General features: G+C 58.0%; 25 protein-coding genes and 1 pseudogene. 13 read left to right on the top strand and 13 right to left on the bottom strand.

Translation table 11 applies throughout. The features are described from left to right. Window positions 1-169: 169 nt before the first annotated feature. The 11 genes from HRR99_RS00950 to dnaN all read right to left on the bottom strand — a co-directional run bounded on the left by HRR99_RS00950 (window position 170) and on the right by dnaN (window position 10,407). A complete protein-coding gene (locus tag HRR99_RS00950; protein ID WP_233122436.1) occupies window positions 170-1,459 on the bottom strand; it encodes an RsmB/NOP family class I SAM-dependent RNA methyltransferase in 1,290 nt (429 codons plus the stop codon). A gap of 101 nt (window positions 1,460-1,560) precedes the next feature. Then, a complete protein-coding gene (locus HRR99_RS00945; RefSeq protein ID WP_233122435.1) occupies window positions 1,561-1,929 on the bottom strand; it encodes a septal ring lytic transglycosylase RlpA family protein in 369 nt (122 codons plus the stop codon). Window positions 1,930-2,337: 408 nt separating this feature from the next. Continuing rightward, the gene (locus HRR99_RS00940) at window positions 2,338-3,216 is read right to left on the bottom strand and encodes an SDR family oxidoreductase (RefSeq protein WP_233122434.1); all 879 of its coding nucleotides are present in this window, start codon (window positions 3,214-3,216) and stop codon (window positions 2,338-2,340) included. Continuing rightward, window positions 3,217-4,365: a tRNA epoxyqueuosine(34) reductase QueG gene (gene queG / locus HRR99_RS00935; protein ID WP_233123533.1), complete on the bottom strand. Its 1,149-nt coding sequence runs from the start codon at window positions 4,363-4,365 to the stop codon at window positions 3,217-3,219. It lies immediately after the preceding gene. 87 nt (window positions 4,366-4,452) lie between these two features. Further along, window positions 4,453-5,145: a glutathione S-transferase family protein gene (locus HRR99_RS00930; RefSeq protein ID WP_112497758.1), complete on the bottom strand. Its 693-nt coding sequence runs from the start codon at window positions 5,143-5,145 to the stop codon at window positions 4,453-4,455. A 672-nt stretch (window positions 5,146-5,817) separates the two neighbouring features. Next, window positions 5,818-6,798 (bottom strand): complex I NDUFA9 subunit family protein, encoded by a 981-nt coding sequence (locus HRR99_RS00925; protein WP_233122433.1) that lies wholly within the window; start codon window positions 6,796-6,798, stop codon window positions 5,818-5,820. Window positions 6,799-6,916: 118 nt separating this feature from the next. Beyond that, a complete protein-coding gene (locus HRR99_RS00920; protein ID WP_233122432.1) occupies window positions 6,917-7,204 on the bottom strand; it encodes a DUF1330 domain-containing protein in 288 nt (95 codons plus the stop codon). Between the two features lie 10 nt (window positions 7,205-7,214). Beyond that, window positions 7,215-7,907, bottom strand: a complete 693-nt coding sequence (pyrF, locus tag HRR99_RS00915) for an orotidine-5'-phosphate decarboxylase (protein ID WP_233122431.1) — start codon at window positions 7,905-7,907, stop codon at window positions 7,215-7,217. Further along, window positions 7,904-8,494: a histidine phosphatase family protein gene (locus HRR99_RS00910; protein ID WP_233122430.1), complete on the bottom strand. Its 591-nt coding sequence runs from the start codon at window positions 8,492-8,494 to the stop codon at window positions 7,904-7,906. Before HRR99_RS00910 ends, pyrF begins: the two co-directional genes overlap by 4 nt. A 14-nt stretch (window positions 8,495-8,508) precedes the next feature. Beyond that, complete coding sequence (gene pmtA, locus HRR99_RS00905) at window positions 8,509-9,102, bottom strand: phospholipid N-methyltransferase PmtA (protein ID WP_233123532.1); 594 nt, start codon at window positions 9,100-9,102, stop codon at window positions 8,509-8,511. A 186-nt stretch (window positions 9,103-9,288) separates the two neighbouring features. Then, the gene (dnaN, locus tag HRR99_RS00900; protein ID WP_111839993.1) at window positions 9,289-10,407 is read right to left on the bottom strand and encodes a DNA polymerase III subunit beta; all 1,119 of its coding nucleotides are present in this window, start codon (window positions 10,405-10,407) and stop codon (window positions 9,289-9,291) included. A 336-nt stretch (window positions 10,408-10,743) separates the two neighbouring features. On the opposite strand from dnaN, the gene rsmI reads away from it, so the two are divergent. The 9 genes and pseudogenes from rsmI to HRR99_RS23230 all read left to right on the top strand — a co-directional run. Next, window positions 10,744-11,601, top strand: coding sequence for a 16S rRNA (cytidine(1402)-2'-O)-methyltransferase (gene rsmI, locus HRR99_RS00895; RefSeq protein ID WP_233123531.1), 858 nt, complete (start codon window positions 10,744-10,746; stop codon window positions 11,599-11,601). After that, window positions 11,591-11,959: a YraN family protein gene (locus tag HRR99_RS00890; protein ID WP_233122429.1), complete on the top strand. Its 369-nt coding sequence runs from the start codon at window positions 11,591-11,593 to the stop codon at window positions 11,957-11,959. The genes rsmI and HRR99_RS00890 overlap by 11 nt, the downstream gene beginning before the upstream one ends. Window positions 11,960-12,105: 146 nt before the next feature. Continuing rightward, window positions 12,106-13,404: an extracellular solute-binding protein gene (locus HRR99_RS00885; protein WP_233122428.1), complete on the top strand. Its 1,299-nt coding sequence runs from the start codon at window positions 12,106-12,108 to the stop codon at window positions 13,402-13,404. A 251-nt stretch (window positions 13,405-13,655) separates the two neighbouring features. After that, window positions 13,656-14,627: an ABC transporter permease subunit gene (locus HRR99_RS00880; RefSeq protein WP_233122427.1), complete on the top strand. Its 972-nt coding sequence runs from the start codon at window positions 13,656-13,658 to the stop codon at window positions 14,625-14,627. 12 nt (window positions 14,628-14,639) lie between these two features. Then, window positions 14,640-15,482 (top strand): sn-glycerol-3-phosphate ABC transporter permease UgpE, encoded by an 843-nt coding sequence (gene ugpE, locus HRR99_RS00875; RefSeq protein ID WP_112497766.1) that lies wholly within the window; start codon window positions 14,640-14,642, stop codon window positions 15,480-15,482. An 11-nt stretch (window positions 15,483-15,493) separates the two neighbouring features. Further along, the gene (locus tag HRR99_RS00870) at window positions 15,494-16,600 is read left to right on the top strand and encodes a sn-glycerol-3-phosphate import ATP-binding protein UgpC (protein ID WP_233122426.1); all 1,107 of its coding nucleotides are present in this window, start codon (window positions 15,494-15,496) and stop codon (window positions 16,598-16,600) included. A 103-nt stretch (window positions 16,601-16,703) separates the two neighbouring features. Continuing rightward, on the top strand, window positions 16,704-17,210 hold the full coding sequence (locus HRR99_RS00865) for a cupin domain-containing protein (protein WP_233122425.1): 507 nt from the start codon (window positions 16,704-16,706) through the stop codon (window positions 17,208-17,210). 103 nt (window positions 17,211-17,313) lie between these two features. After that, window positions 17,314-18,270, top strand: a complete 957-nt coding sequence (gene gshB, locus HRR99_RS00860) for a glutathione synthase (RefSeq protein ID WP_233122424.1) — start codon at window positions 17,314-17,316, stop codon at window positions 18,268-18,270. A 246-nt stretch (window positions 18,271-18,516) separates the two neighbouring features. Continuing rightward, window positions 18,517-18,609 (top strand): annotated as a pseudogene (locus tag HRR99_RS23230) (transposase); the annotation flags it as partial. A gap of 172 nt (window positions 18,610-18,781) precedes the next feature. Here HRR99_RS23230 and xseA read toward each other — a convergent pair. Then, the gene (gene xseA / locus HRR99_RS00855) at window positions 18,782-20,380 is read right to left on the bottom strand and encodes an exodeoxyribonuclease VII large subunit (protein WP_233122423.1); all 1,599 of its coding nucleotides are present in this window, start codon (window positions 20,378-20,380) and stop codon (window positions 18,782-18,784) included. Window positions 20,381-20,565: 185 nt separating this feature from the next. Here xseA and HRR99_RS00850 point away from each other — a divergent pair, with 185 nt between their 5' ends. Together HRR99_RS00850 and HRR99_RS00845 are read left to right on the top strand one after the other, a co-directional pair. Further along, the gene (locus HRR99_RS00850; protein WP_233122422.1) at window positions 20,566-20,796 is read left to right on the top strand and encodes a hypothetical protein; all 231 of its coding nucleotides are present in this window, start codon (window positions 20,566-20,568) and stop codon (window positions 20,794-20,796) included. 30 nt (window positions 20,797-20,826) lie between these two features. After that, window positions 20,827-21,231, top strand: a complete 405-nt coding sequence (locus HRR99_RS00845) for a hypothetical protein (RefSeq protein WP_233122421.1) — start codon at window positions 20,827-20,829, stop codon at window positions 21,229-21,231. Here HRR99_RS00845 and HRR99_RS00840 read toward each other — a convergent pair. Then, entirely contained in the window at window positions 21,228-22,214 is a 987-nt protein-coding gene (locus HRR99_RS00840; protein WP_233122420.1) for a Gfo/Idh/MocA family protein, read from the bottom strand. The genes HRR99_RS00845 and HRR99_RS00840 overlap by 4 nt on opposite strands. Window positions 22,215-22,396: 182 nt before the next feature. Between HRR99_RS00840 and HRR99_RS00835 the strand changes: the two genes are divergently transcribed. Both HRR99_RS00835 and HRR99_RS00830 read left to right on the top strand, forming a co-directional pair. Further along, window positions 22,397-22,957, top strand: coding sequence for an isochorismatase family protein (locus HRR99_RS00835; protein WP_233122419.1), 561 nt, complete (start codon window positions 22,397-22,399; stop codon window positions 22,955-22,957). Further along, on the top strand, window positions 22,957-23,949 hold the full coding sequence (locus tag HRR99_RS00830; RefSeq protein WP_233122418.1) for a GlxA family transcriptional regulator: 993 nt from the start codon (window positions 22,957-22,959) through the stop codon (window positions 23,947-23,949). Before HRR99_RS00835 ends, HRR99_RS00830 begins: the two co-directional genes overlap by 1 nt. The last annotated feature ends 64 nt before the right edge of the window (window positions 23,950-24,013 follow it).

The following is a 24,013-nucleotide window of genomic DNA, read 5'->3' as shown; positions in this document are numbered from 1 at the left end:
AGCCCTCTCGTAACGAGGCCGTGAAGGCGAGTTCTGAACCAATCACAAACTTGTGTCAAATATTCTAGTTTAGAAGCTTTCCAACCAGACTGCCGGATTTTGACTTTGGTCAAATCCGTCATTTCACAAGGGTTGTGACAAGTTTCAGATAAGCGTTTGGCGGCGCCAATCAGGCCTTGCGCTTCATGGCGCAGAAGAAGAACCCATCGGTATCCGTCGTCGCCGGTGTCAGCGTCAGTGTCTCGCCATCCACTGAATGGGGTTTGACGGCATCTGCACCAAACAGACCGGTCCAGCGGTCTAGGGCCGAGCGGATGGAAAATTCGGGATTGTCGGCGCAGAAGCGGCGCACTTGACGTTCGTTTTCCTCTGGTAGCACGGAACACGTGACGTAGACGAGCTCACCGCCCGGGCGCACGTAAAGCTTGGCTTGATCCAGCGCTTGAGCCTGCTGTTCCACCCGTTCTTCGAGATTGCGTTCGTTCAACCGCCACTTCGTATCCGGTCGGCGACGCCATGTGCCGGTGCCGGTGCAGGGGGCATCCACCAGCACGCGATCAAACTTGCCCTGATAGCGCTCCAGTGCATCCGCGCGGTCATGTACCTGCACATTGCGTGTGCCTGCCCGCTTCAGGCGTTCGATGATGGGAGCCAGACGCTTGCGGTCGGCATCGAAGGCGTGAACCTGCCCCTTGTTGTTCATGGTCGCAGCCATCGCCAGCGTCTTGCCACCGCCGCCTGCGCAATAATCGAGAATCTGCTCACCTTCCTGCGCACCGGCCAGATCGGCCACGATCTGCGATCCCTCGTCCTGCACCTCGAACCAGCCCTTTTGGAAAGACAGCTCGGCGGTGACATTGGGTAGACGCGATGGGCCTTCACCGGCGGCAATGCGCACGCCGTGGCGGGCAAGACGGGTCGCCTCTGCCTTGGCGTCTTCCAGTGCCTTGATGACCTTGGTGCGGTTGGCCTTCAACGTGTTGGCGCGCAGGTCAAGCGTTGGACGCTCGTTCAGCGCCTTGGCCTGGCGCAGCCAGTCGTCGCCGAATGTTGCCTCGAAGGAGGCCTGCACCCAGTCGGGAATGTCGCCTTGGACATGAGACGGTGCGTCCGACAGCGCACGCGAGGCAAATGCTGATAGAGCCACCTCCGACAAGGGTTCCGGCGCGAACTTGTCGCCATCGAATTCGGCAACCAGTTGTTCGGCGGATTTGCCCCATTGGCGCAACATCACGGCATACCCCAGCGCATGCGCGCTCTCGTCGTCCATCAGCCATGCGTGGGAAAGCTTCATGCGCAGGGCATCGTAAACGATGTTGCCGATGGCAGCCCTGTCACCGGAACCGGCAAAACGATGCGCCAGTCCCCAGTCCTTCAGTGCGTCGGCGACGGGGCGTCTGCGCGCCTCGATATCCGCCAACACTTCGATAGCCCCGGCCAAACGTCCGCCCAATCGCATTTTCTACCTCATTCACAATGTGTCCGGGTTGGTAGACGCGAATGGTGGCAAGGGCAAGCCTTCACCAAGAATTCCCTAAAAAACGCTTTCAGGGAGTCGGATTAGTTGGATGCCATGATCTCGTAGCAGACCTTGGCGGTGCCGGAGCTGACCATGCCGATGTTCTTGGCGGCTGCCTTGGACAAATCGAGCACGCGTCCCTTGATGAACGGGCCACGGTCGTTGATGCGAACCACGACGGCCTTGCCGTTGCGTGCATTGGTAACCTTGACCTTGGTGCCGAAGCGCAAGGAGCGATGCGCGGCAGTGAGGTTGGAAGGATTCATCCGCTCGCCTGAAGCCGTCTTGGAGGTCAGTGCATACCATGATGCGCCGCCGCAGCCGGTACCGGCATTTGCCTGAAGTGGAGTGATGATGGAACAGGCAGCTATAGTTGCAGCCGCGATAGTTATGCGTCGGATATTCGTCAAACTGTGCTTCCCTGATACTCGGCTCGATCCCCGTAGACTGGGCCGATAAACTTTAGGCAAATGAATTGCGATGAGTGTAGGGCGAGCGAAAAATGGCAAAAAATGGCCAAGGGCTAATCACGAAGTGTTACAGACTGTAATATTCGTGATGAGAAAGTCGTTTGTGAATTTTGATAGCCTTCGATGGATTCAGCAAAAATTTATTTAGAATCAACAATTAGCGGGAATAGCGTTGCAGGGAGTCGTTAACGTCGGTCCAATCACGAATTCGTAGTGAAATAATTTTCCAAAGCATGAAAATTTTAGCCAATTTGCCCCTTAACAATTGGTTAAATCGGCGAAAATGCGATTAAAATATTCTCCAGAAGTGCCCTTGGATGGATTTTCCATCGCATCGAATATGAACGGTTATTCATCTCGCCAGAGACCGTCCTGCCACAACTCCCGCAGCGAGTGACGGTAGTCCGGGTAAGCGAAATCGAAACCCATCTCGCGCAACTTGCCATTCGAGACCCGCTTGTTCTCACCATAGAAGGAACGGGCCATAGGGCTGAGTTCAGCAGTTTGGAACTCCTGCTCTTCCGGCGGCTCCACGCCCATCATGTCGGCGGCGAAGGTAACGACATCCTGTGGCGGTGCGGGCTCGTCATCCGTCACGTTGAAAATGCCGTTGGCGTGGGCGTCAATCAGGAACGCCGTCGCGCTGCCAATGTCCTCGACGCGGATGCGGTTGAACACCTGATCCTTCTTGATCAGACGCCGCGCCGTACCCTTTTCAAGATTGACGAAACCATTGCGGCCCGGGCCGTAAATGCCGGAAAGACGCAGCACGCATAGGGGCACATCGGCATCCCGCGCTGCGGCTGCCCATGCCTCCTCCGCTTCCACACGCTCACGCGAGCGGGCCGAGACCGGGCGGCATGGCGTTTCCTCGTCCACCCAGGCACCGTCATGGTTTCCATAGACGCCAACGGTCGAAAGATAGGCCGTCCATTGCAGGTTCGGCATCAGGTTTTTCAGATCGCCTTGGCAAAGGCGCAGAAATGGATCGCCCGATGCGCCGGGTGCGATGGATTGCACGAGGTGCGTCACGCTGCGCAACTCCGTCCGTAATTCGTCGTTCAACGTCTCACCATCGAAAATGAAGGGGGCGATAGCCAGACATTGCAAGGTGGAGATATTGAGCTCGCTGCGGGTGGTACCGGAGACCCTGTCGATCTTGCCTTGAAGCGCCCTGGCAATGGCCTTGCCGGAATACCCAGCGCCCAAAATCATCAGATGCGACATCTAAACTCCTGCCATGCTCCACTCGTCCAGCACGTCCGAATCGTCTTCGGGCATGCGGCCTTCAGCGTAGGCATTGAAGTATGACCTGTCCATCAATCTTGACAGCGCCCACACCGCCATGCCCCGCACATCCGGCGATGCGTCCTGCGCAAGTATCTGGCATTGCTGAATGAATTCGGCATTGCCAGAGTTTCCTGCTGCCATCAGGACGTTACGCACGAACCGGTTTCGACCAATGCGCTTGACAGGCGATCCACTGAAAAAGGCGCGAAACGCCGCATCATCAAGCGTCAGAAGAAAGGCAATATCCGGCTCCTTCAGGTCATCGCGGGCCTGCAATTTCATCTCGGAAGCGCTTGCCGCGAACTTGTTCCACGGACAGGCGGCAAGACAGTCGTCGCAGCCATAGATGCGATTGCCGATCATCGGTCTGAACTTGTGGGGTATCGAACCCTTGTGCTCGATCGTAAGATAGGAAATGCAGCGCCGTGCATCCAGCTTGTAGGGCGCTGGAAAAGCATCTGTCGGGCAGGCATCGAGGCAAGCCCGGCAGGAACCGCAATGGTCGCGCTCCGCCTCGTCGAGACAGAGGTTAGCTGTGGTGAACATGCTGCCCAGAAACAGCCAGGAGCCGTGGCTGCGGCTGACGAGGTTGGTGTGTTTGCCCTGCCAGCCTAACCCAGCGGCTTCCGCCAGCGGCTTTTCCATGACCGGCGCGGTATCCACGAAGACCTTCACGTTTTCACCCGCGCGCGCCGCAAAGCGGGTGGCGATCTCCTTCAGCCGTCCCTTGATCACGTCGTGATAATCACGGTTGCGGGCATAGACGGAAATAGCAGCTTTGTCGGGCTTGTTCAGAATACCGCGTGGGTCTTCTTCCGGCCCGTAGTTCAGCCCGAACATGACGACGGACCGCACGTCGCCCCACAGGGTCTTCGGGTCCGCGCGCCGCGCCTCCGTCTCCTCCATCCAGCCCATCGTGCCATGATAACCGCTGTCGAGGAATTCGCGCAGTCGTTCGGGCGCGAGCGGAATGCTGTCGGGAGATGTTATGCGACAGAGATCGAAGCCGAGCGACGCCGCTTCCGCACGAACGAAGTCCGTCAGCTTGCGGGCTTTCAGCTCCTGCTTTGCCTGTGCCGTTTCGATGGCTACTCTCCTGATGTGAAGCGCAGGCAAGCCGCACCGTGCATCATTATATATGAAGCCCGTATATATTGAATTCGCGCGCCAGACTTAAAAATCCAAATCCGCATAGTGCGAGGAGGGCGCAAGGCGAGGCACGCGCTCGGCCAGCAGTGGCCGGAAGGATGGCCGCGATTTCATCCGCTGGTACCACTCCTTGGCAATCGGTGCTTCCAGCCAGTTGATCTCGCCGAGATAGTCGAGGATCGAGACGGAGGCTGCTGCGGCAAGGTCGGCATAGCTCAACCGTTCGCCTGCAAGCCAGGTGCGGGAACCGGCCAGCCATTCCAGATACTTCATGTGCTGGTGCACGTTGGAGCGCGCGGTGCGCAGCAGCTTGCTGTCTGGCGGGCCTCCACCCTGCGCGGTGGACATTTGCAGTTTGTAGGCGCGCTCACGCACAAGCGGGCGTGTCACGTCGGTCTCCATCTTCTGCAGAAACCACTCCGTCAGGCGGCGGATTTCCGCGCGCTGAAACGGGTCTTCGGCCAGCAGACGCCTGTCGCGTTTCAACACACCATGGGTCTCGTCCAGGAATTCTGCGAGAACATAGGGCCCACAGAGCGAGCGCATATTGTCATCGAGATAGACCGGCAGCGTTCCCGCCGGGTTCAGTGCCAGAAACTCGCGTCTCTTTTCCCATGGCTGCTCTTCGACCAGATCGGCCTGAAAACCATACTCGGTCAGGATCAGCCGAACGAAACGGGAAGCCGTCGACATCGAGGAATGATAGAGAGTTGGCATCGGCACTCAATTTTTTTTGGATTCAAGGAATGGATTGTCTTTTATCGCCACGTGGCGTGGAAAGCTGGCGCTGTCCAGAAACTATAAGTTCAGCTTTTTTAAGACATGTTTAACGATGGCGCTTATGCAACGGCACTTTCGCCGTACCATGCTGGGTTTAGACCCATGAAAAAAGCGCCGTCGTGGGAGCGATGGCGCTTTTAGAAAATCCTGCAACACGCTCTGTGTTTGAGAGATCAGTTTGCCGAGATTGAGCTCGTTGCGCATGGATCGACGCCATATGCAGGCGAACAACCGGTTTTGCCAGCTGCCACCGTACCGGGTGCCATGAACGAACCTGCCAGAACAACCAACGCCGCACACGCAAAAAAGAGTGCGATAGACCTGCCCATTTGATACTTGCCTTTCAGACGATGAACGAAACGGCTTCAAGCCGCAGCGCTTTGATTGTTAGGTTGGGGAATGTGTGTTGGATGTGGCGTTTATCAATAAAGCAGCTTGCTGAACACCGGGTTAATGCGAACTCTTGTCCACAGTTGCCCTTGTGCCACGCTCAGTGCCGAGAAATACAATTTTCATGATGTGCCCCCACATGACGATGCAAAGTAACGACGTATGCCGCCACTCGTTGGGGGCTCAACGCACGAGCTTCAGATTGGTTGCAATCTTTTTTCAGGCAGCCTTGCCGGCATTGCTGAACTGGCCGTTCGTGCGATAGCTCACCAGATAGGATGGCAGAACGGAAGCGACCCGAACAGGCGTAATGCCAAGGCCATCCAGCGTCAGACCGGCGCTTTCCGCGTCGCTGGAAACGACATTGTCGGTCTTCAGCATCGTCACCTGATCAGACGTCAAAGGTGGCGTCACCAGCGGGATGAGCGATGCGATCTTACCCATCAGCGAGGCAATGCCGAAGGGCAGGTTGACCAGCGGGCGCTGGCGATAGGTTGCAGCCAGTACCGCCTCAAGACAGTCGCGGAACGTCATGACGTCCTGACCGCCGAGTTCATAGGTCGCGCCAGCCTTCAAAGCACCATCGACGCTGCGAGCAACGACTTCGGCCACGTCTTCGACATAGACGGGCTGGAACTTGGTGTGGCCGCCGCCGATCAGCGGCAGGAACGGCAGGCGTTGCGCCATGCCCGCAAATTTGTTGAAGAAATCGTCTTCTGGTCCGAACACGATAGAAGGGCGCAGAATGATAGCATCCGGCAGAACCGAGCGGATGGCGGCTTCGGCGCGGCCCTTGGTGCGGGCATAGCCGACCGAGGAATTGGCGTCAGCGCCGATGGCAGAAATATGCGTCAGCGTCGCACCGGCGTTCTTGGCAGCTTCGGCCACGGCGCGCGCACCGAATTCCTGCACGGCGTCGAATGTGTTGCGACCGCTCTCGAACAGAATGCCGACGCAGTTGACCACATGGTCCGCACCTTCGACGGCCTTGGCGACGGAGTCCTTGTAACGCAGGTTGGCCTGGGCAAAGGAAATCTGCCCGACATTGCCCAGCGGCTGCAAAAAGCCAGCCAGATCAGGGCGGCGAACAGCGACGCGAATGCGGTAACCGCGCTTAGCCAGAAAACGCACCACATGCCGTCCGACGAAGCCCGAACCGCCAAAAACGGTGACGAGAGGGGGAAGGTTGGCCAAAGGCATGGGAGGCTCCTGCGAAGCGTTGAATATAGCGTTTCCGTCTCTTAGCTCAAAGCCGATGCAACGGGAAGAGAGAACCGCATTCGCATTGAAAGTCCCATGACTACAGAGCCGATGACGGTCAAGCGCCCTCGACGATCATGAGGTCGCTATCGGCGGTTTCCTTGCGAATTTTCAGCGCAGCCTGATACTCTTCGGAGTGATAGCAATCCAGCGCATGCTGTACTGAAGGAAACTCGATCACGACATTGCGTGCGCGCCCTTGCCCTTCAAGCTGCGTCACCGCACCGCCGCGTGCCAGAAAATTTGCGCCAAACCGCTCGAAGGCAGGCTTTGCTGTGGAAACATAGTCTTTATAGCGTTTCGCGTCATTCACATCCACGCGGGCAATCCAGTAACCCTTGGCCATCGTTTTCTCCTTAAAGCGCCTGTGTCATTTCATCCAGAATGGCGCGCGCAGCCGCCTTGGGGTTGGCAGCCTTCACAATAGGGCGGCCCACAACGAGGTGGCTCGAACCGGCTTTAATGGCGTCGAATGGCGTCATTACCCGCTTCTGGTCGCCCGCATCGCCACCCTTCGGGCGAATGCCGGGGGTTACGACAGCCATATCGGAGCCGACAATATCGCGAACCGCAGCGGATTCTTCAGCCGAGCAGACAATGCCGCCCATGCCTGCGTCCCGTGCCTGTTGCGCCCGCTTCAGCACCAGCGAACGTGCGTCGCCCTGATATCCGGCCTCGATCAAATCCGCATCATCCATGGAGGTCAGAACGGTCACGCCCAGAAGCGTCAGTCCCGAGCCTTCCGCCGCCTTCACCGCCGCCCGCATGGCTTTGGGATAGGCGTGCAGCGTCAGCATGGTCATGCCCATCTTGGCAATGTTTTCCACGCCGGATGCGACGGTGTTGTCGATGTCGAGAAGCTTCATGTCGAGGAAGATTTTCTTGCCACTTTCAGCAAGGTCACGGGCAAATTCGAGACCGCCCGCAAAGGCCAGCTGGTGGCCGATCTTGTAGAACAGGACGTCGTCGCCAAGGGCGTTGACGATTGTCTCGGCCTCGGCCACGGTTGGAAGATCAAGCCCAACGATCAGGCGTTCACGTGCAGTCATAGCGTCATCCCCTGCCACTGTTCCATTGCCGTCCAGTCGCATGTGAGGCTGCGGTCTGCAAGAGCAAAACAGAAGATATTGCCACCACCCGTTGGCTGGTCGCCGCGACGGCTTATGACGTCGCGCGCGAGGTGTGATTTCAGCAGAGTGCCGACCGCGCCGTGGCCGATGAAGGCAATGGGCTCTGCCGGATCATGGCTGGCGAGAACGGCTTCGACAGCGCCGACGATCCGCATCTGCGCATCCGCTGCCGTCTCCCAACCCTTGTAGCTTGCCTGCGGGTTGGCGAAGAACCAGTCTGCCGCGCGCTCGAACTCATCGGGTGGTAAAAACCCGGTCGCGCTGCGGTCATTCTCGTGCATGTTGGCGGCGGTTTCGACCTCGACACCGCCCGCCCTAGCGAAGATCCGCGCCGTTTCCACCGCCTTTTTCTCGCTGCTCGAAACGATACGCCGCAACGCTTTGGCCCAGCGAAGGGCTGCTGCCCTTCGGACGCGATGTGCTCCGATATCGGAAAGAGACCAGTCCGGAACCGGCACATCGGCCTCGATCCGGACCTGCGGATGGGTAATGTAAAGCGCGTACATACGCGAAGCCTAGCTCAGGCCCGTGTATAGGTCCACAGTTGGGCCGGTGGAATGTTGCGTACCACGAAGTCGAAGTGGCGGATGTGGTAGAGATGCGGTTGGGCGACGATGGGCGAGACCGGGCCGTAGGAAATCTGGATCACCGGGCGGCCATGCGGCACGCGGTTCAGCAGGTCATCCAGAAGGCGGATGCGCTCAGCCATCGGGAAGTTCAGCATCGGCACGGCTGAAATCACGCAGTCGAACATCTGATCTTTCTGTGCGGCAAGCGTCGTATCCAGATCGAAGGCATCCCCATTAATGAAGTTGACGCCGGGATAGCTGCGCAAAAGCTGCTGATAGAAATCGGTAGAATACTCGATGGCAGTGATATTTTCAGGCTTCACGCCGCGTCCGAGGATCGCCTTGGTGATGCAGCCTGTGCCAGGTCCCAGTTCCAGCACGGGAAGGCCCGATTGCGGGGTGATGACACTCGCCATGCGCCGCGCGGTTACGCCAGAGGTCGGAACGATGGCGCCCACCTTTTTCGGCTGGTTCACCATTCCCTTGAAGAAACGGATTTCTTCTTCGAATTTTCTGCCGAAGCGCTCTTTCAGGCTCAGTCCCATCATGGTCCCCCTTTGATTATGCGCGACAACATTTGTGGAAACTATGGCGATATGTTGTCGCCTTGTCGTAAAGACAATGGAAAATGTCGCAGCGAGGAAATCTTAACGAAAGTGAAAAAAACCGCAAACAAAAACGCCGGTGAGGAGGCTCACCGGCGTCGAATTTATCTCTAGCAGATGTTGGTGCTAGACGCGCATTGGCATCAGAACATAGAGCGCATCATCGCCTGCGGTGTCGCGAACCAGTGTCGGAGAGCCGGAATCGGCCAACAGGAAAATCGCATCTTCGCCGGACAGCTGAGCTGTGATATCTAGCAGATACTTGGCGTTAAAGCCGATTTCCATGCCGTCGTGCTCGTAGCCGACGGCGACTTCTTCAGTCGCGCTGCCTGAATCTGGGTTGTTGACCGTCAGTGTCAACTGCCCCTCTGTAATCGCGAGCTTCACCGCACGGCCACGCTCGGAAGAAATCGTAGACACGCGGTCCACGGCCTTGGCAAAAGTCTGGCAATCGACGCGCATTTCCTTATCGTTGCCGGTCGGGATGACGCGCTGGTAATCAGGGAAAGTGCCGTCGATCAGCTTGGAGGTCAAAACGATGTCGCCGATAGCGATGCGGATCTTGGCGTCGGACACTTCGACCGTCACTTCCACCTCGGGATTGTCCACCAGCTTCTGCAACTCGCCAACCGTCTTGCGCGGAATGATGATGCCCGGCATGCCCTCGGAACCCGAGGGTGCCTTGACATCGGCGCGCGCCAGACGGTGACCGTCGGTAGCCACGGCGCGCAGCTTCAGGTCGTTGTCGCTTTCAATGGTGTGGAAGAAAATACCGTTCAGGTAATAACGCGTCTCTTCGGTCGAAATCGCAAACTGGGTTCGGTCGATCAGCATCTTCAGGTCGGCAGCCTTCAGCTTGAAGCTGTGGCTGAAGGTGCCCGCCGTCAGGTCGGGGAAATCGGTTTCCGGCAGGCATTGCAGCGAAAACTTGGAGCGGCCCGAGGTCACCGTCATCGAGGAACCATCAGGATTGGTCGCCAGAAGCACTTCCGAACCATCCGGCAGCTTGCGCACGATTTCATAGAGAAGATGCGCAGGAACGGTGGTCGATCCGGCCTGTTCGACCATGGCCGGTGTCGCCTCGGTAATTTCGAGATCGAGGTCGGTCGCCTTCATGTCCAGCTTGGCGTCGGATGCGCGCAGCAGCACGTTGGACAGAATGGGGATGGTGTTGCGCCGTTCCACCACGCGATGAACGTGGTTCAGCGATTTCAGAAGGTTCGACCGCTCGAGAGTAATACGCATGGACACTACCGCTTTCAACCGTTGCAACCCGTATCATCCGGATCACCAAGATAGTCTTCTCCAGCTTGAGGGCCGGATAATGTGGACGGGCAAAATGGCAGAGTTCCCAAGGAAAATGCAAGAGGCCATGCCACTTCATTCCCTTATTTCCACGCAATACAACACGGTCCACAGCCCGGCGCGCCACAACTGCCCTTGTTCATAGGCCCCGTCTTGCCCATAAAGGCTTGGAATAGACATGACGGGAATGAAGCAGTGACAGATGAAGCACCTGTTGGTGAAAATGGCGAAGGCCCTGATGGTAACGGACGCGGCTTCAAGGTTGGCGGACATACCATACCGGCCCGGCCGATAGAGGCAGCACTTTATCTGGTGGCGACACCCATCGGCAATCTCGGCGATATCACCGTTCGCGCGCTGGAAACGCTGGCGTCTGCCGATGTCCTCGCCTGCGAAGACACCCGCGTCACCCGCATTCTGCTCGACCGTTATGGCATCCGCAACCGCCCGTATTCCTATCACGAACATAATGCCGAAGAGGCAGGCCCCAAGCTCATTGCCGCGCTGGATGCCGGAAAATCCGTGGCACTGGTGTCGGATGCAGGCACACCGCTCGTCTCCGATCCCGGCTATCGCTTGGGCCAGATGGCGCTGGACGCAGGCCACCGTGTCGTGCCGATCCCCGGCGCTTCTGCACCTCTGGCAGCGCTTGTCGGTTCCGGCATGCCGAGCGACGCCTTCATGTTTGCAGGCTTTCTGCCGGTCAAGGACAAGGGCAAACGCGACCGCTTTTCGGAACTGTCGAAGATACCGGCGACCATGATGTTCTTCGAATCCCCGCACCGTATCTGCGCCACGATCAAGGTCGCATCGGACGTGCTGGGGCCGAACCGCCGTGCTGTCGTGTGCCGGGAACTGACGAAAACCTTTGAAGAGTTCCGACGTGGCACGCTGGCTGAACTGGCCGACTTTTATAATGAAGACCGCGTCGTTAAAGGCGAGATCGTGCTGCTCATCGAGCCGCCGTCCTATGATGAAATTCCCGATATGGAAGATGTCGAAAAGCTGCTGAAAGACCTCGTTTCCACCATGCCCGCCGCCAAGGCAGCGGCAGAGGCAGCAAAGCTCACCGGTCTGCCGCGCAAGGAACTCTATCAGCGCCTGCTGGATATGAAGGGCAGCGATGGCGGCTGAGGGGCGAACGGGGCAAAGACGCAAGGCGGAAAGGCGCGGCCATGCTGCGGAATATTGGGCCGCCCTCTATCTCATCTTCAAGGGCTACCGCATCCTTGCCCTACGCCACCGAACAAAGCTCGGCGAGATCGACCTCATCGTCCGCAAGAGGGACGTGATCGCCTTCATCGAGGTCAAGGCACGTGCCTCTGAAACCGGTGCCGTCGACGCGGTTAGTTACGCCTCACAAAAACGCATCCGCGCTGCCGCCGATCTCTGGCTGTCGCGTCGCCGAGATGCAGCAACGCTATCCCTACGCTTCGATATCGTCGCCGTTCTACCGCGCCGCCTACCAAAACATTTCATAGATGCATTTTAGGGTTGCGGCCCGGCGCCATCCTTGTCTTTTTGAGCGGTCTAATCGGTTTAACCTGTAATAAATCTGCCATAAAACTGTAAACGGCCCGTCACGGAAGGGGCCTATTCGCATCCTCACCCAAACAAGGGCGGTAAAGGATCGAAACCATGATCAAGAAATTTTCCATGGCCGCAATGGCCATCACGTTTTCGGCGACGTCTTCCATGGCGGCGACCAACATCACCTGGTGGCACGGCATGGGTGGCCGCAATGGCGAAGTCATCAATGAAGTGTCCCAGAAGTTCAACGCCGCTCAGAGCGCCTGCGCGATAACGCCGGTTTCCAAGGGTACCTATGAAGAAGCGCTGGCCAGCGGCATCGCTGCCTTCCGCTCCGGCGATCAGCCGAACATTCTTCAGGTTTTTGATGCCGGTGCTGCCACCATCATCAACGCCAAGGGCGCTGTCATTCCTGCTGAAGACATCATCACCAAAGCCGGCTACAAGTTCGACCGCGAAGCCTTCATTCCCGGCGTACGCAGCTTCTTCGCTGCCGCTGATGGCAAGTTCGTCGGCATGCCGTTCAATTCCTCCGCCCCTATCATGTATTTCAACACCGAAGCCCTGAAAAAGGCTGGCGTCGAAGCACCAAAGACCTGGGAAGAATTCGAAGCAGCAGCCCCCAAGCTGAAGGAAGCCGGTTTCATTCCGCTCGTTCAGACGCAGCTGACATGGGAGTTCACCGAGAACTTCTTCTCGCGCAACAACCTGCAATTCGCCACTAACAACAATGGTTACGACAGCGTTGTCGACACCAAGCTGAAGGTGACCGACCCGAACCTCGTCATGATGTTCGAAAAGCTCAAATCCTGGAAGGATCAGGGCTACTTCGCCTATTACGGTGCTGGCTGGAACGATAACCAGAAGCCATTCGAAGAAAACAAGGTTGCACTCTGGATCGGTTCTTCCGGCTCCTTTGGTGGCCTGCAGAAGACGGCACAGATGCCGTTTTCGGCAACGTTCCTTCCGTACTGGGGCTCCATCAAGGGTGCTGGCACCAACTCCTTTATCGGTGGCGCTGCACTGTTTGCCATGTCCGGCAAGCCGGAAGCAGAAAACAAGTGCGTTGCAGACTTCTTCCAGTTCCTGACATCGCCTGAAATCCAGAAGTTCTACCACCAGGCAACCGGCTACGTCGCCATCACACAGGCTGCTTACGAGCTGACAAAGAAGGAAGGCTACTACGAAAAGCAGCCGGTTGCCGAAGTCGGCATCAAGCAGCTTTCCCTTCCAGGCGGCGAATGGTCCAAGGGCTACCGCCTCGGCTTCTACCCACAGATCCGCACTGTGATGGAACGTGAATACGGCCGCATCTTCTCTGGCGAAGTACAGCCAAAGGAAGCCCTCGAGATCATCGAGAAGGAAGGTAACGAACTGCTGGCCCGTTTCGCAAAGACGGCTGGCTGATACGTGAAAATAGGCGGACCTCTCCTCTTGATGAGGAGAGGTCCGTGAACTGTTTACAGGCGTGCCTCACATTCTGTCGTCATGCTCGGGCTTGTCCCGGGCATCTACCCACGTAGCGGCTGTCGCAACGGGAATGGATCCTCGGCACAAGGCCGAGGATGACGCCGTGAAGAGGCGGACGTCCTGCCTCAATCCACGGACCTTTCTTCGAGACTGAAATCAAGGTCCATAACACACAAAGGTTTGCGCGCGTGGCCTATACCTCGTCCCAGCCGGGTCTCGTCCGACCCATTCCCGGCAACGCCACCAAGGCGAAGAAGCCTATCGCGATGGCGGAACCAGCAAAACGGGTGCAATTCTCCGCATCCCCGCTCCCCTACCTGTTGATTGCGCCGCAGCTCATCGTCATTTTCGTCTTCTTCTACTGGCCGTCGGTACAGGCGGTGCAGTCGTCCTTTTATATCGAAGACCCCTTCGGCTTCGGCTCCACCTTTGTCGGGCTGGCCAATTACACCGACGTCCTGTTCAGCGCCGAATATCTCAACATTGCCAAGTTCACCGTGCTGTTCACCACGCTGGTCACAATATTTTCGTTGGCGCTCGGCCTTCTGCTGGCGGTCAAAGCGGATGCGATTATCAGGGGCAGCGCCGCCTACAAGACGATATTGATTTCGGTCTATGCCATCGCGCCGCCGGTGGCTGGCCTCATCGGCATGATGTTTTTCGATCAGCATATTGGCACCTTCGTCAAGATGGCCGCCTTCCTCGGATGGCACATGCAGGTCGGCGTCAATTATTTCGACACCGCCTTTGCCATGATCTTCGTGTCGGTCTGGAAGCAAATCCCCTATAATTTCATCTTCTTCCTGTCAGGCCTGCAAAGCGTGCCCGTCTCGGTGCGCGAAGCCGCATTCATCGATTGCCGCAACGGCTTTCGCCGTTTCTGGACGGTCATCATGCCGTTGCTCGCGCCCACTGCCTTCTTCCTGCTCATCATCAACATCACCTACGCGCTGTTCGATACCTTCGCCGTTATCGACGTGATGGTGAAGGACAAGGCTGCCAACAACCCGATTACCCTTGTCTACAAGGTCTATCTGGACGGCTTCCGCGGCAACGATATCGGTGGCTCCTCGGCGCAATCGGTCATTCTGATGATCGTCGTCTTCGTGCTCACGGTCATTCAGTTCCGTTTCCTCGAAAAACGCATCCATTACGGTTGAGGGATATCCGATATGTACAAGACAAAACCCCTCGATCATCTGATCCTCATCATCGGTTCGCTGTTTCTGATCATGCCGGTCCTCGTAGCCTTCATGACATCGACCCACACGGCAGCCCAGATTCACATGAATGGCCTGACCCTTTTACCAGGCGATAATTTCGTCGGCACCTACGAAAAGGTCCTAACCCAGAAGGGTGGGTTCACCGGTCAGATCACCGGCCTGAACATGGTCATAAACTCGCTGATCCTCGGCATCGGCTTTGCCGTTGGCAAGATCGTGCTGTCGATGCTCGCGGCCTACGCCATCGTCTATTTCCGCTTTCGTTTTGCGACGTTCGCGTTCTGGATCATCTTCACCACCCTGCTTCTGCCGCTCGAAGTGCGCATCATGCCGTCCTATGAGGTCATGAGCAAACTTGGACTGCTGAACTCCTATACAGGCCTCATCGTGCCGCTTCTGGCCTCGGCCACTGGGACTTTCTATTTCCGCCAGTTCTTCAAGGCAGTGCCAGATGAAATTCTGGAGGCCGCCCGTATCGATGGCGCAGGTCCCGTGAAGTTCTTCATCGATATTCTCCTGCCCTTGTCCCGCACCATGATGGCCGCCATCTTCATCATCATGTTCGTCTATGGCTGGAACCAGTATCTCTGGCCCATGCTGATGACCAATGATGAGAGCTTCTTCACCATCATGCGCGGCATAAAATCGATCCTGCAAGTCTGGGTCGGCTCGCAAATTCCCGATTACAACGAAGCCTTCGCGCTCGCCGTTCTGGCTATGCTGCCGCCTGTGTTGATCGTCGTGATCTTCCAGAGCTGGTTCATCAAGGGCCTTACCGAAAGCGACAAATAAAGGATATTGATATGGCCGAGATCGAAATCAGTCAGGTCTGCAAGGATTATTCCAACGGCATGCGCGCCGTCCACGATGTGGATATCTCCATCAAGGACGGCGAGTTCATCGTGCTCGTCGGCCCCTCGGGCTGCGGCAAGTCCACGCTTTTGCGCATGGTCGCGGGTCTGGAGGAAATTTCCGATGGCAAGGTCAGCATCGGCAACCGCGTCGTCAATGACGTAGAACCGGCCGACCGCGACATCGCTATGGTCTTCCAGAATTACGCGCTCTACCCGCATATGTCGGTGCGCCAGAATCTGGAATACGGCCTGAAAAACCGCAAGACGCCGAAGGCAGAGATCGATGCGCGTGTGGCGGAAGCCGCCCGCATGCTGGAGCTTCAGCCCTATTTGGATCGCAAGCCGCGCGCTCTCTCCGGCGGCCAGCGTCAGCGTGTCGCCATGGGTCGTGCCATCGTGCGCAAACCAGCCGCCTTCCTCTTCGATGAGCCGCTGTCGAACCTCGATGCCAAGCTGCGCGTGTCCATGCGCGGCGAAATCAAGCGCCTGCAACGCCGTCTCGGCACCACCTCCATCTATGTCACCCACGATCAGCTCGAAGCCATGACGCTGGCGGATCGCCTTGTGGTGCTGAATGCCGGTCGCATCGAACAGATCGGCGCGCCGCTGGAGGTCTATCACAAGCCCGCCTCCACCTTCGTCGCCAGCTTCATTGGCTCACCCGCCATGAACCTGCTGTCGGGCGAACTGCACGGCGACAGTCTTGCCATTGGCCCCGTCGTGCTGTCGCTCAATGGCTACGCCCCGACGTCTGGCTCTGTCACCGTCGGTATGCGTGCTGAAGACCTTCGCATCGCTCGCACCGATGAGCAGGGCTTACCATTCCGGGTGGATTACATCGAAGAGCTCGGCTCACAGCGTCTCGTCCACGGCATGGTGGCAGATCAGGCCCTGACAGTTGCTTGCTCCGCCGAAACGGACATGCCGCAGGAAATGTCGCTGGCGATTGCGCTGGAGAAGCTCCACTTCTTCGACAAGGAAACGGGTAAGCGTATCGAACGGGCTGCAACCAGCACCTTGCGCCAGCCAGCCGAGCAACTGGCTGTCGCGCATTGAAATAGGCTTGAAATGCACTTTCGTTACAATTGATTCAATTTATGGAAGAGCATTCTTACCGGATTTGTGTTAAAGCGTTCCCGTTACGAGGTGGGGACGCTCGATGGTTTTGCATGTTATGATCGCAAGTGTGGCCGCAATGGCCGGTCGCGCTGTACCTTTGGTGCCACGCGCAAAAAGCCGTGCCGGGGCGCAGACCGTAGTCTCCGCCGCATCACACGCGCTGGACATGCAACCTGCCCCGATCAACCCGGACTGGATCATCGAAGGTCAGCCGCAGGCCCGCATGGCCGACCATTCCCGCAGCAGCGACCGCGCCGCCTATACCGCTCTTTGGGATTGCACGGCGGGCACATTCCGCTGGTTCTTCGCCTGGGACGAAACCGTGCACATCCTCGAAGGTGGGGTGCATGTCACGGCGGAAGATGGCTCGGTGCATCACCTCAACGCGGGTGACGTCGCCTATTTCAAAGCAGGCACCTGGGCCACATGGCGAGTGGACACTTACGTTCGCAAAGTCGCCTTCCTGCGCCGCCCTTTCCCTTGGCCGGTCGCCATCGCTTTCCGTTTGAAAAACAAGCTGATGCCCGCAAAGACGCCATCGCTTTAAAGCGCTCTCACGTCAATAAAACTCATAGATATGCCACCGCGTAGCAGTTGCCTTTGAAGCTTGCCTGCCCTACACATTTCGGGCTTTCAAAAGGAAATTGCGCATGGCCAAAATCAAGAACGTCGCGATCCAGATGGATCATGTCTCCGGCATCAACATCGCTGGCGATAGCACATTCGCGATCAGCCTTGAGGCGCAGGCCCGTGGCTACCGCCTGTTCCATTACACGCCGGATCGCCTGTCCATGCGCGATGGCAAGATTTACGCCACCGTCGAGCAGATGCAGCTTCGTGACATCAACGGCGATCACTTCTCCTTAGCCGAACCGGAACGCGTCGACCTCGCCACCATGGATGTCATCCATCTGCGCCAGGACCCGCCCTTCGACATGGCCTATATAACCTCCACGCACTTGCTGGAGCGCATCCACCCCAAGACGCTGGTGGTGAACGACCCGGCCTGGGTGCGCAATTCGCCGGAAAAGATCTTCGTCACCGAATTCGCCGACCTCATGCCCACCACGCTGATCACCAAGGACGTGGCCGAGATTTCCCGCTTCCGCGAAGAAATGGGCGATATCATTCTCAAGCCGCTCTATGGCAATGGCGGCGCTGGCGTGTTCCACTCCACCCGTGATGACCGCAACTTCTCCTCGCTTCTGGAAATGTTCGGCCAAATGTTCCGCGAACCCTACATCGCCCAGCAATACCTGCCCGACGTCCGCAAGGGCGACAAGCGCATCCTGCTGGTGGATGGAGAGCCTGTCGGCGCCATCAACCGCGTGCCTGCGGAAAACGATGCCCGCTCCAACATGCACGCCGGCGGACGCCCCGAACCGACGGAACTGACAAACCGCGAAAAGGAAATCTGTGAGCGCATCGGTCCGGCGCTCCGCGAACGCGGCTTCCTCTTCGTCGGCATCGATGTCATCGGCGACTACATGACCGAAATCAACGTCACGTCGCCAACCGGCATCCGCGAAGTGAAAAAATTCGGCGGTGCTGATGTTGCAAGTTTACTGTGGGATGCCATAGAGCGCAAACGCGACGCGCAGGGCTGATCGCTGCCTCACTCTCCGTCGCCCGCACTTGATGCAGTCCTGTTCGGTTTCAATTTTTAGACATGATGCATGACTCTGACTCTACTCGTGTTCAGGCGCTTGGTGACGTTCTGGACACGAACAGGCGATTAAAACATGCAGCACGCGAGTAGCGTTTTTCACGGTCTTTTGAAGTAAATTCCTCAGTCCGCGTTCGATCGCTCGGTTTGCTGCCTTCCGGCCAACAGCCAAGCTAAAGGCTCTGGCATCGTCACCAGCGATCTGAAGGCACCGGCTTAGGAGATTGCCCATCTCTACAAACGTCGCTGGCAGATCGAAATGTTCTTCCGTTGGGCAAAAGCAGAGCCAAGTCGAAAGCCCCCTCGCCTTTGCCCGCAAATCTCTTACACCACAAACCAACAGACTAGCTTCTCAAGCAGCCCAGGTACACAAGCGCGCACCCACAGCAGCTGGCGATGCAATGGCTGAAGTTAAACCAGGGAAAGTGCAGGATGACTGAGTGTGTTGTCGCCTAAAACAAACTGCCTTGATCAACCGGGCATGATGTGGTCGATTTCACCGGCTTTTTCTTCGGTGCTGCCGTCACTGTGTCAGCGGATTGGACATCCGCACCGCCAGCGACGGCAGACACGCGACCGTCTGCAAACTCCATCGACACAACGGCACCTGAGGCAACGGCAGCAGCGCGTGTCAGCGGGCGATTGTCTTCGTCGCGAATGACCGCATAACCGCGTTTCAGCACGTTCTTGTAAGACAGCGATTGCAGGATGCGGTCGTGGGCGGCGAGGCCGGAGCGGTTTTGCGACATGCGGTGCAGAACGGCGGTATCGGTGCGGCGGGTGGCGGTGGCCACCCTCTCCTTCTGGCGCTCCAGCTGGCCGAGGAGACGGGCGGGCAAAGCACGCAGCGACGAGTCCGACGATGAGACGCGCGATTGCGCTTGCAGCAAGCGGCGTTCCACCAGACTTTCGGCGCGCTGCATGCGCTCCTGAATGCGCTGGCGCTGCTGTTTCAAGCCATGGGCCAGCACATCCGGGCGCAGGCCTGAAGCCGTGCGCTCGAAGCTGCGGCGCTTGTTGAGCGTGTTCAGCTCCAGCCCGCGACCGAGACCGCTGGCCGCCTCATCGAAACGGCGGCGTGGAAGGGCCAGCAATTGATCGAGCGATGGCAGGGCGCGGACGAGCGCACGCACGCCTTGGCGGCGGTTGTCCATCTGGCGGGACATGGAGCCGGAGAGACGGGCTGAAAGGCCCGCAAGCTGGGCTTCCAGATCGGCCCTTACCGGCACGGCCATTTCGGCAGCACCCGTGGGCGTGGGCGCGCGCACATCGGCTGCGTGGTCGATGATTGTCGTATCGGTTTCGTGGCCGACGGCTGATATCAGCGGTATCTGGCTTTCGGCAGCAGCGCGCACGACGATTTCGTCGTTGAAACTCCACAGGTCTTCCAGACTGCCGCCACCGCGTGCAACGATCAGCACATCAGGGCGCGGAATGTCTCCGCCGATCTCAAGCGCGTTGAAGCCCCTGATGGCGTTGGCCACCTCTTCGCCCGAGCCTTCGCCCTGTACCTTCACCGGCCAGACCAGAACATGCACGGGGAAACGATCGGAAATGCGGTGCAGGATATCACGGATGACGGCGCCCGTGGGCGAGGTGACGACGCCGATGACTCTAGGCATATAGGGCAGACGGCGCTTACGCGTCTGATCGAACAGACCTTCGGCGGCCAGCTTGCGGCGGCGCTCTTCCAGCAGCGCCATCAGTGCACCGGCACCGGCAGGCTCCAGGCTCTCAATGACGATCTGGTATTTGGACGAGCCGGGGAAGGTGGTGATCTTGCCGGTGGCGATGACCTCCATACCCTCTTCCGGGCGGAATTTCAGCTTGGAAAAACTGCCCTTCCAGATGACGGCATCGATGCGGGCGCGGTCGTCCTTCAGCGAGAAATAGGCATGCCCCGACGTATGCTGGCCGCGATAACCAGAGATTTCACCGCGCACCCGAACCTGATCGAACGCGGTTTCCACCGTGCGTTTGATGGAACCGGACAGTTCCGAAACGGAAAACTCGGCAAGGTTGGTGAGAGGCTGGCTGAAAATATCGCTCATGCCCGTTTCTACCCCATGGCGCACGATTCGCAAATCGGCTTCATGACGCGGATTTGACAATTTTCTGACGATTAAATTTCACAAAATTGCAACAATCTGATATATGGACGGTTGGAAGAGGAGAAATAAGGGCTTTTGAGGATGACGGTGCCTTTCCTCAGGCCCCCTGGAGGAGGAGCGGCATCATGGTATTTGTTCTCGGAATCTCACTTGGCGTCGCTGCGCTTGCTTTGCGCTCTCTGACGGCTCTCGCCGCAACGGGCATGCTGATTGCAGCTGCGTTCGCGGTAGCGGCTCTCGTTTCTGCATCCGGCGTGCATATGTTGTCACTTTTGATTGCGTTGGCCGGTTACAATGTCGGTATCGCAGGTGCCTTTGGGGCAATGTTGGCGATGCGGGGCATGCGCACCGCTTAATCTCTAGCGGCGCGTCAGGTTTGCGTCAGAATGCGTTTCGAGGGTCTTGAAACGGAACGTAAACGCGTGAACTTACCACCATTCATTGTGATCACTGTTGCCTTCACTGTGCTGGATGGTTTGCTGACCCTCGCCCTGTCGGCTGGTTCAGGCTTGGATATTGTGTTTGCGCGCTTGCTGAGTGTGGCGATTACGCTGCCTGTTCTCACCTATACTGTAAACCGCCTACAACGAGCCGCCCCTGTGGGCGGCGTTTTGCTGATACTCGTCAGCGTCATCAGCACATGCGTCAGCTTCGGCATCTTTGCGCTGATCATCAGCCGAAACCCGTTCGTGCAATCGCCGGTCGCCTTTCTTGCGGCATCATTCGGTGGCCTCGCTCTCGCCGTTATCGGCTATCTAAGAGCGAGGAAAAGGCTGGGTGGCGGGTCTTAGACCGTTTCCCAGCCATCCTTGTCGGCAGCGCGGTAGATCGCGTCGATAAAGCGCTGGCTGTTCTTGGAGCTTTCCAGAGACACGACCTCAGCATCGCCACCGCTCGCTGCTGTCGCGAAGGCTTCGACCTCCCTGCGATACTGGCGGCTATCCTGAAAGCGAAAGATTTGCGACTGGCCGTGGGTCTGGTTGGTGAGCTCCACTTCCTCGGCACCCCAACGATCTGCATTGAAGGGTGACTTGACCTCGATGAAACCTTCCGTGCCGTGCAGAACCACCAGCTGGCGGCCCGCAAGCTGGGTGGAGATGTAGAAACTGAGTTCGAAATCGCCGAAATCTGCTTTGACGCTCGCGTAGATGTCGGTGCCGAATTCCGGGTCACGCTCCACCGTGGACTGAACGCGTTTCGGCTCTTTACCGGTGGCAAAGCGGGTGGTGATGGTGGGATAGACGCCGATATCCGGAAGCGCGCCGCCGCCGAGTTCGGGAATGTTGCGCATATTGCCGGGATCGCGGTTGAAATAGGTGAAGGAGCCCTGGACGTGCTTGAGCGTTCCGATGGCACCCGAGGCCAGCAGCTCGCGCACCTTCAGCCACACCGGGGCATAGGTCACCATATAGGCTTCCGAGATCAGCACCTTGTTGCGGTCTCGTGCGGCAATCAGGCTGTCGATCTCGTCGGCTTTGAGCGCAATCGGCTTTTCGCAGAGCACATGCTTGCCCGCATTGGCAGCCTTGATAGACCACTCCACATGCTGGGCGGTGGGAAGCGGGATGTAGACCGCGTCGACGACATCAGACGCCAGCATCTCCTCGTAGGAACCGAAAGCATGTGGCACGGAGAAGCGGTCGGCGAGCTGCCGCGCCTTGCTCAAATCCCGGCTGGCGATTGCGGTGACGACGGCATTTTCCGCATCTTGAATGGCGGGAATGACGAGCTCCCGGCCGATTTTCGCCGTCGATAGAATTCCAAAACGCAACATGCTTGCCTCCACTGTGATGGGCGGCACTTTATCACGACAGAGCGAGCACGCAACCGTTCGACACGCCCAGGTGCATGAATCATAATGATGGCTGAAAATGTCCTCTCTTCGGCGCAACCTGTACTTTCGGCTTCTCAGCGAATGGGAAAGACTGTAATCATCAGAAATCGGAAATACAGAAAATGTCCCATTCACACACAGCGCTTCTGGTTATCGATGTGCAGGAATCCTTTCGTCAGGCGCCCTATTTCGATGAGAGCGGTCTTTCCGCCTACCTCGCCGCCCAGCAAAAGCTGATCGACGGCTCTGAGGCGGCGGGGATTCCCGTCATCCAGATCTTCCATGTCGATGGCGACTGGGCCTTTGCCGAAGACAGCGGTTTCATCCGCACATTGGAGGGTATCCGCATCGAGCCCACAGTGACGTTTCGTAAGAACCGCCATTCGGCGTTTATCGGCACGGGTCTCGATGTGTGGTTGACCCAGCATGGCATCAACCGGCTGATCGTCTCCGGTATTCGCACCGAGCAATGCTGCGAAACCACCACGCGGCAGGGCTCCGATCTTGGCTACACCGTCGATTTCGTGACCGAGGCGACACTGACATTTCCGATGACACATGCGTCCGGCAAAGTCTTTTCGGCAGAGGATATCGCCATGCGCACTGAACTGGTGCTCTCTGGTCGGTTTGCCCGCATCGCCACTGTGGACGAGGCGTTGCAGGCGCAGAAAGAAGCCGCCTGATGACGAGTGGCGGCGGACTGCATACCAAGATCGTTCCGGTGTTCGTGGTGCTGCCCCCGCAGACGCTGTTGCTGGATGTCGCGGGACCGCTGGAAGTGCTGCGTTATGCAAACGAACAGCAGGATGCCGTGCGGTTCGACTGCCAATATGTCGCGGCAGCCAAGACCCAGACGACGACCATCGGGCTTTCGCTGGCAGGGCTGGAGGCCTTGCCGGAAGTGCTGCCCGAGAATGCCATGGTGCTGATTTCCGGCGGTTCCTTAATAGAAACGATGCAGTCCGGTTCAAGGCGGGAGCGGCGCGATCTGGCAGCCTGGCTGCGGCGGACAGTGCGCGACGATACCACCATCGTTTCCATCTGCTCCGGTGCGTTGATTGCTGCCGAGGCCGGTCTCTTCGACGGTCATCAATGCACCACCCATGCGGATTGCATTGGTGAATTGCGACGGATCGCGCCCTTGGCACAGGTGTTGGACAACCGTCTGTTCGTGGAAGACAACAGGCGCTTTTCCAGCGCTGGCATTTCCACCGGCATCGATCTTCTGCTGCACATCGTGTCGTCACTCACCAGCCCGGTGATTGCGGCACGGATCGCCCAGATCATGGTCATCTATATCAGGCGCACGGCGAACGACCCACAAATCTCGCCCTGGCTTTCAGGACGCAACCACATTCACCCATCCGTCCACAAGGCACAGGATGCCATCGTCGCCGATCCCGCCGCCGAATGGTCACTGGGAAGGCTGGCCAAGGCGGCGGCCTTGAGCGAACGGCACCTGTCGCGGCTGTTTCGCGAACACACCGGCGTCAGCGTGGTGGACTACATCAACCTGATGCGCGTCAACCTTGCCCGCGATATTCTCTCCCATTCCAGGCTCGATATGGAAGCAGTGGCTGAGCGCTCTGGCTTTGCCTCTGCCCGCCATCTTCGTCGCGTGTGGCAGCAGCATCATGATGCGCCGCCCAGTTTTTACCGAACCCTTTCCTCCTGAGCGTCGTTTCCATCACGCAAGCCACGGCCAGCCATCAAGGAAATTCAATGGTGATGCCTGCATG

Source organism: Agrobacterium vaccinii (assembly GCF_021310995.1).
Lineage (GTDB): Bacteria > Pseudomonadota > Alphaproteobacteria > Rhizobiales > Rhizobiaceae > Agrobacterium > Agrobacterium vaccinii.
Note: the sequence above shows the minus strand (reverse complement) of the source record. Positions and strands in the feature narration are given on the sequence as shown.

Coding starts and splice junctions, on each gene's coding strand:
- HRR99_RS00950 (WP_233122436.1), bottom strand. CDS start 1,459: ATGCGATTGGGCGGACGTTTGGCCGGGGCTATCGAAGTGTTGGCGGAT.
- HRR99_RS00940 (WP_233122434.1), bottom strand. CDS start 3,216: ATGTCGCATCTGATGATTTTGGGCGCTGGGTATTCCGGCAAGGCCATT.
- HRR99_RS00930 (WP_112497758.1), bottom strand. CDS start 5,145: ATGCCAACTCTCTATCATTCCTCGATGTCGACGGCTTCCCGTTTCGTT.
- HRR99_RS00925 (WP_233122433.1), bottom strand. CDS start 6,798: ATGCCTTTGGCCAACCTTCCCCCTCTCGTCACCGTTTTTGGCGGTTCG.
- HRR99_RS00920 (WP_233122432.1), bottom strand. CDS start 7,204: ATGGCCAAGGGTTACTGGATTGCCCGCGTGGATGTGAATGACGCGAAA.
- pyrF (WP_233122431.1), bottom strand. CDS start 7,907: ATGACTGCACGTGAACGCCTGATCGTTGGGCTTGATCTTCCAACCGTG.
- HRR99_RS00910 (WP_233122430.1), bottom strand. CDS start 8,494: ATGTACGCGCTTTACATTACCCATCCGCAGGTCCGGATCGAGGCCGAT.
- pmtA (WP_233123532.1), bottom strand. CDS start 9,102: ATGGGACTGAGCCTGAAAGAGCGCTTCGGCAGAAAATTCGAAGAAGAA.
- dnaN (WP_111839993.1), bottom strand. CDS start 10,407: ATGCGTATTACTCTCGAGCGGTCGAACCTTCTGAAATCGCTGAACCAC.
- HRR99_RS00890 (WP_233122429.1), top strand. CDS start 11,591: ATGGCGGCTGAGGGGCGAACGGGGCAAAGACGCAAGGCGGAAAGGCGC.
- HRR99_RS00885 (WP_233122428.1), top strand. CDS start 12,106: ATGATCAAGAAATTTTCCATGGCCGCAATGGCCATCACGTTTTCGGCG.
- ugpE (WP_112497766.1), top strand. CDS start 14,640: ATGTACAAGACAAAACCCCTCGATCATCTGATCCTCATCATCGGTTCG.
- HRR99_RS00870 (WP_233122426.1), top strand. CDS start 15,494: ATGGCCGAGATCGAAATCAGTCAGGTCTGCAAGGATTATTCCAACGGC.
- HRR99_RS00865 (WP_233122425.1), top strand. CDS start 16,704: ATGGTTTTGCATGTTATGATCGCAAGTGTGGCCGCAATGGCCGGTCGC.
- gshB (WP_233122424.1), top strand. CDS start 17,314: ATGGCCAAAATCAAGAACGTCGCGATCCAGATGGATCATGTCTCCGGC.
- xseA (WP_233122423.1), bottom strand. CDS start 20,380: ATGAGCGATATTTTCAGCCAGCCTCTCACCAACCTTGCCGAGTTTTCC.
- HRR99_RS00850 (WP_233122422.1), top strand. CDS start 20,566: ATGGTATTTGTTCTCGGAATCTCACTTGGCGTCGCTGCGCTTGCTTTG.
- HRR99_RS00845 (WP_233122421.1), top strand. CDS start 20,827: ATGCGTTTCGAGGGTCTTGAAACGGAACGTAAACGCGTGAACTTACCA.
- HRR99_RS00840 (WP_233122420.1), bottom strand. CDS start 22,214: ATGTTGCGTTTTGGAATTCTATCGACGGCGAAAATCGGCCGGGAGCTC.
- HRR99_RS00835 (WP_233122419.1), top strand. CDS start 22,397: ATGTCCCATTCACACACAGCGCTTCTGGTTATCGATGTGCAGGAATCC.
- HRR99_RS00830 (WP_233122418.1), top strand. CDS start 22,957: ATGACGAGTGGCGGCGGACTGCATACCAAGATCGTTCCGGTGTTCGTG.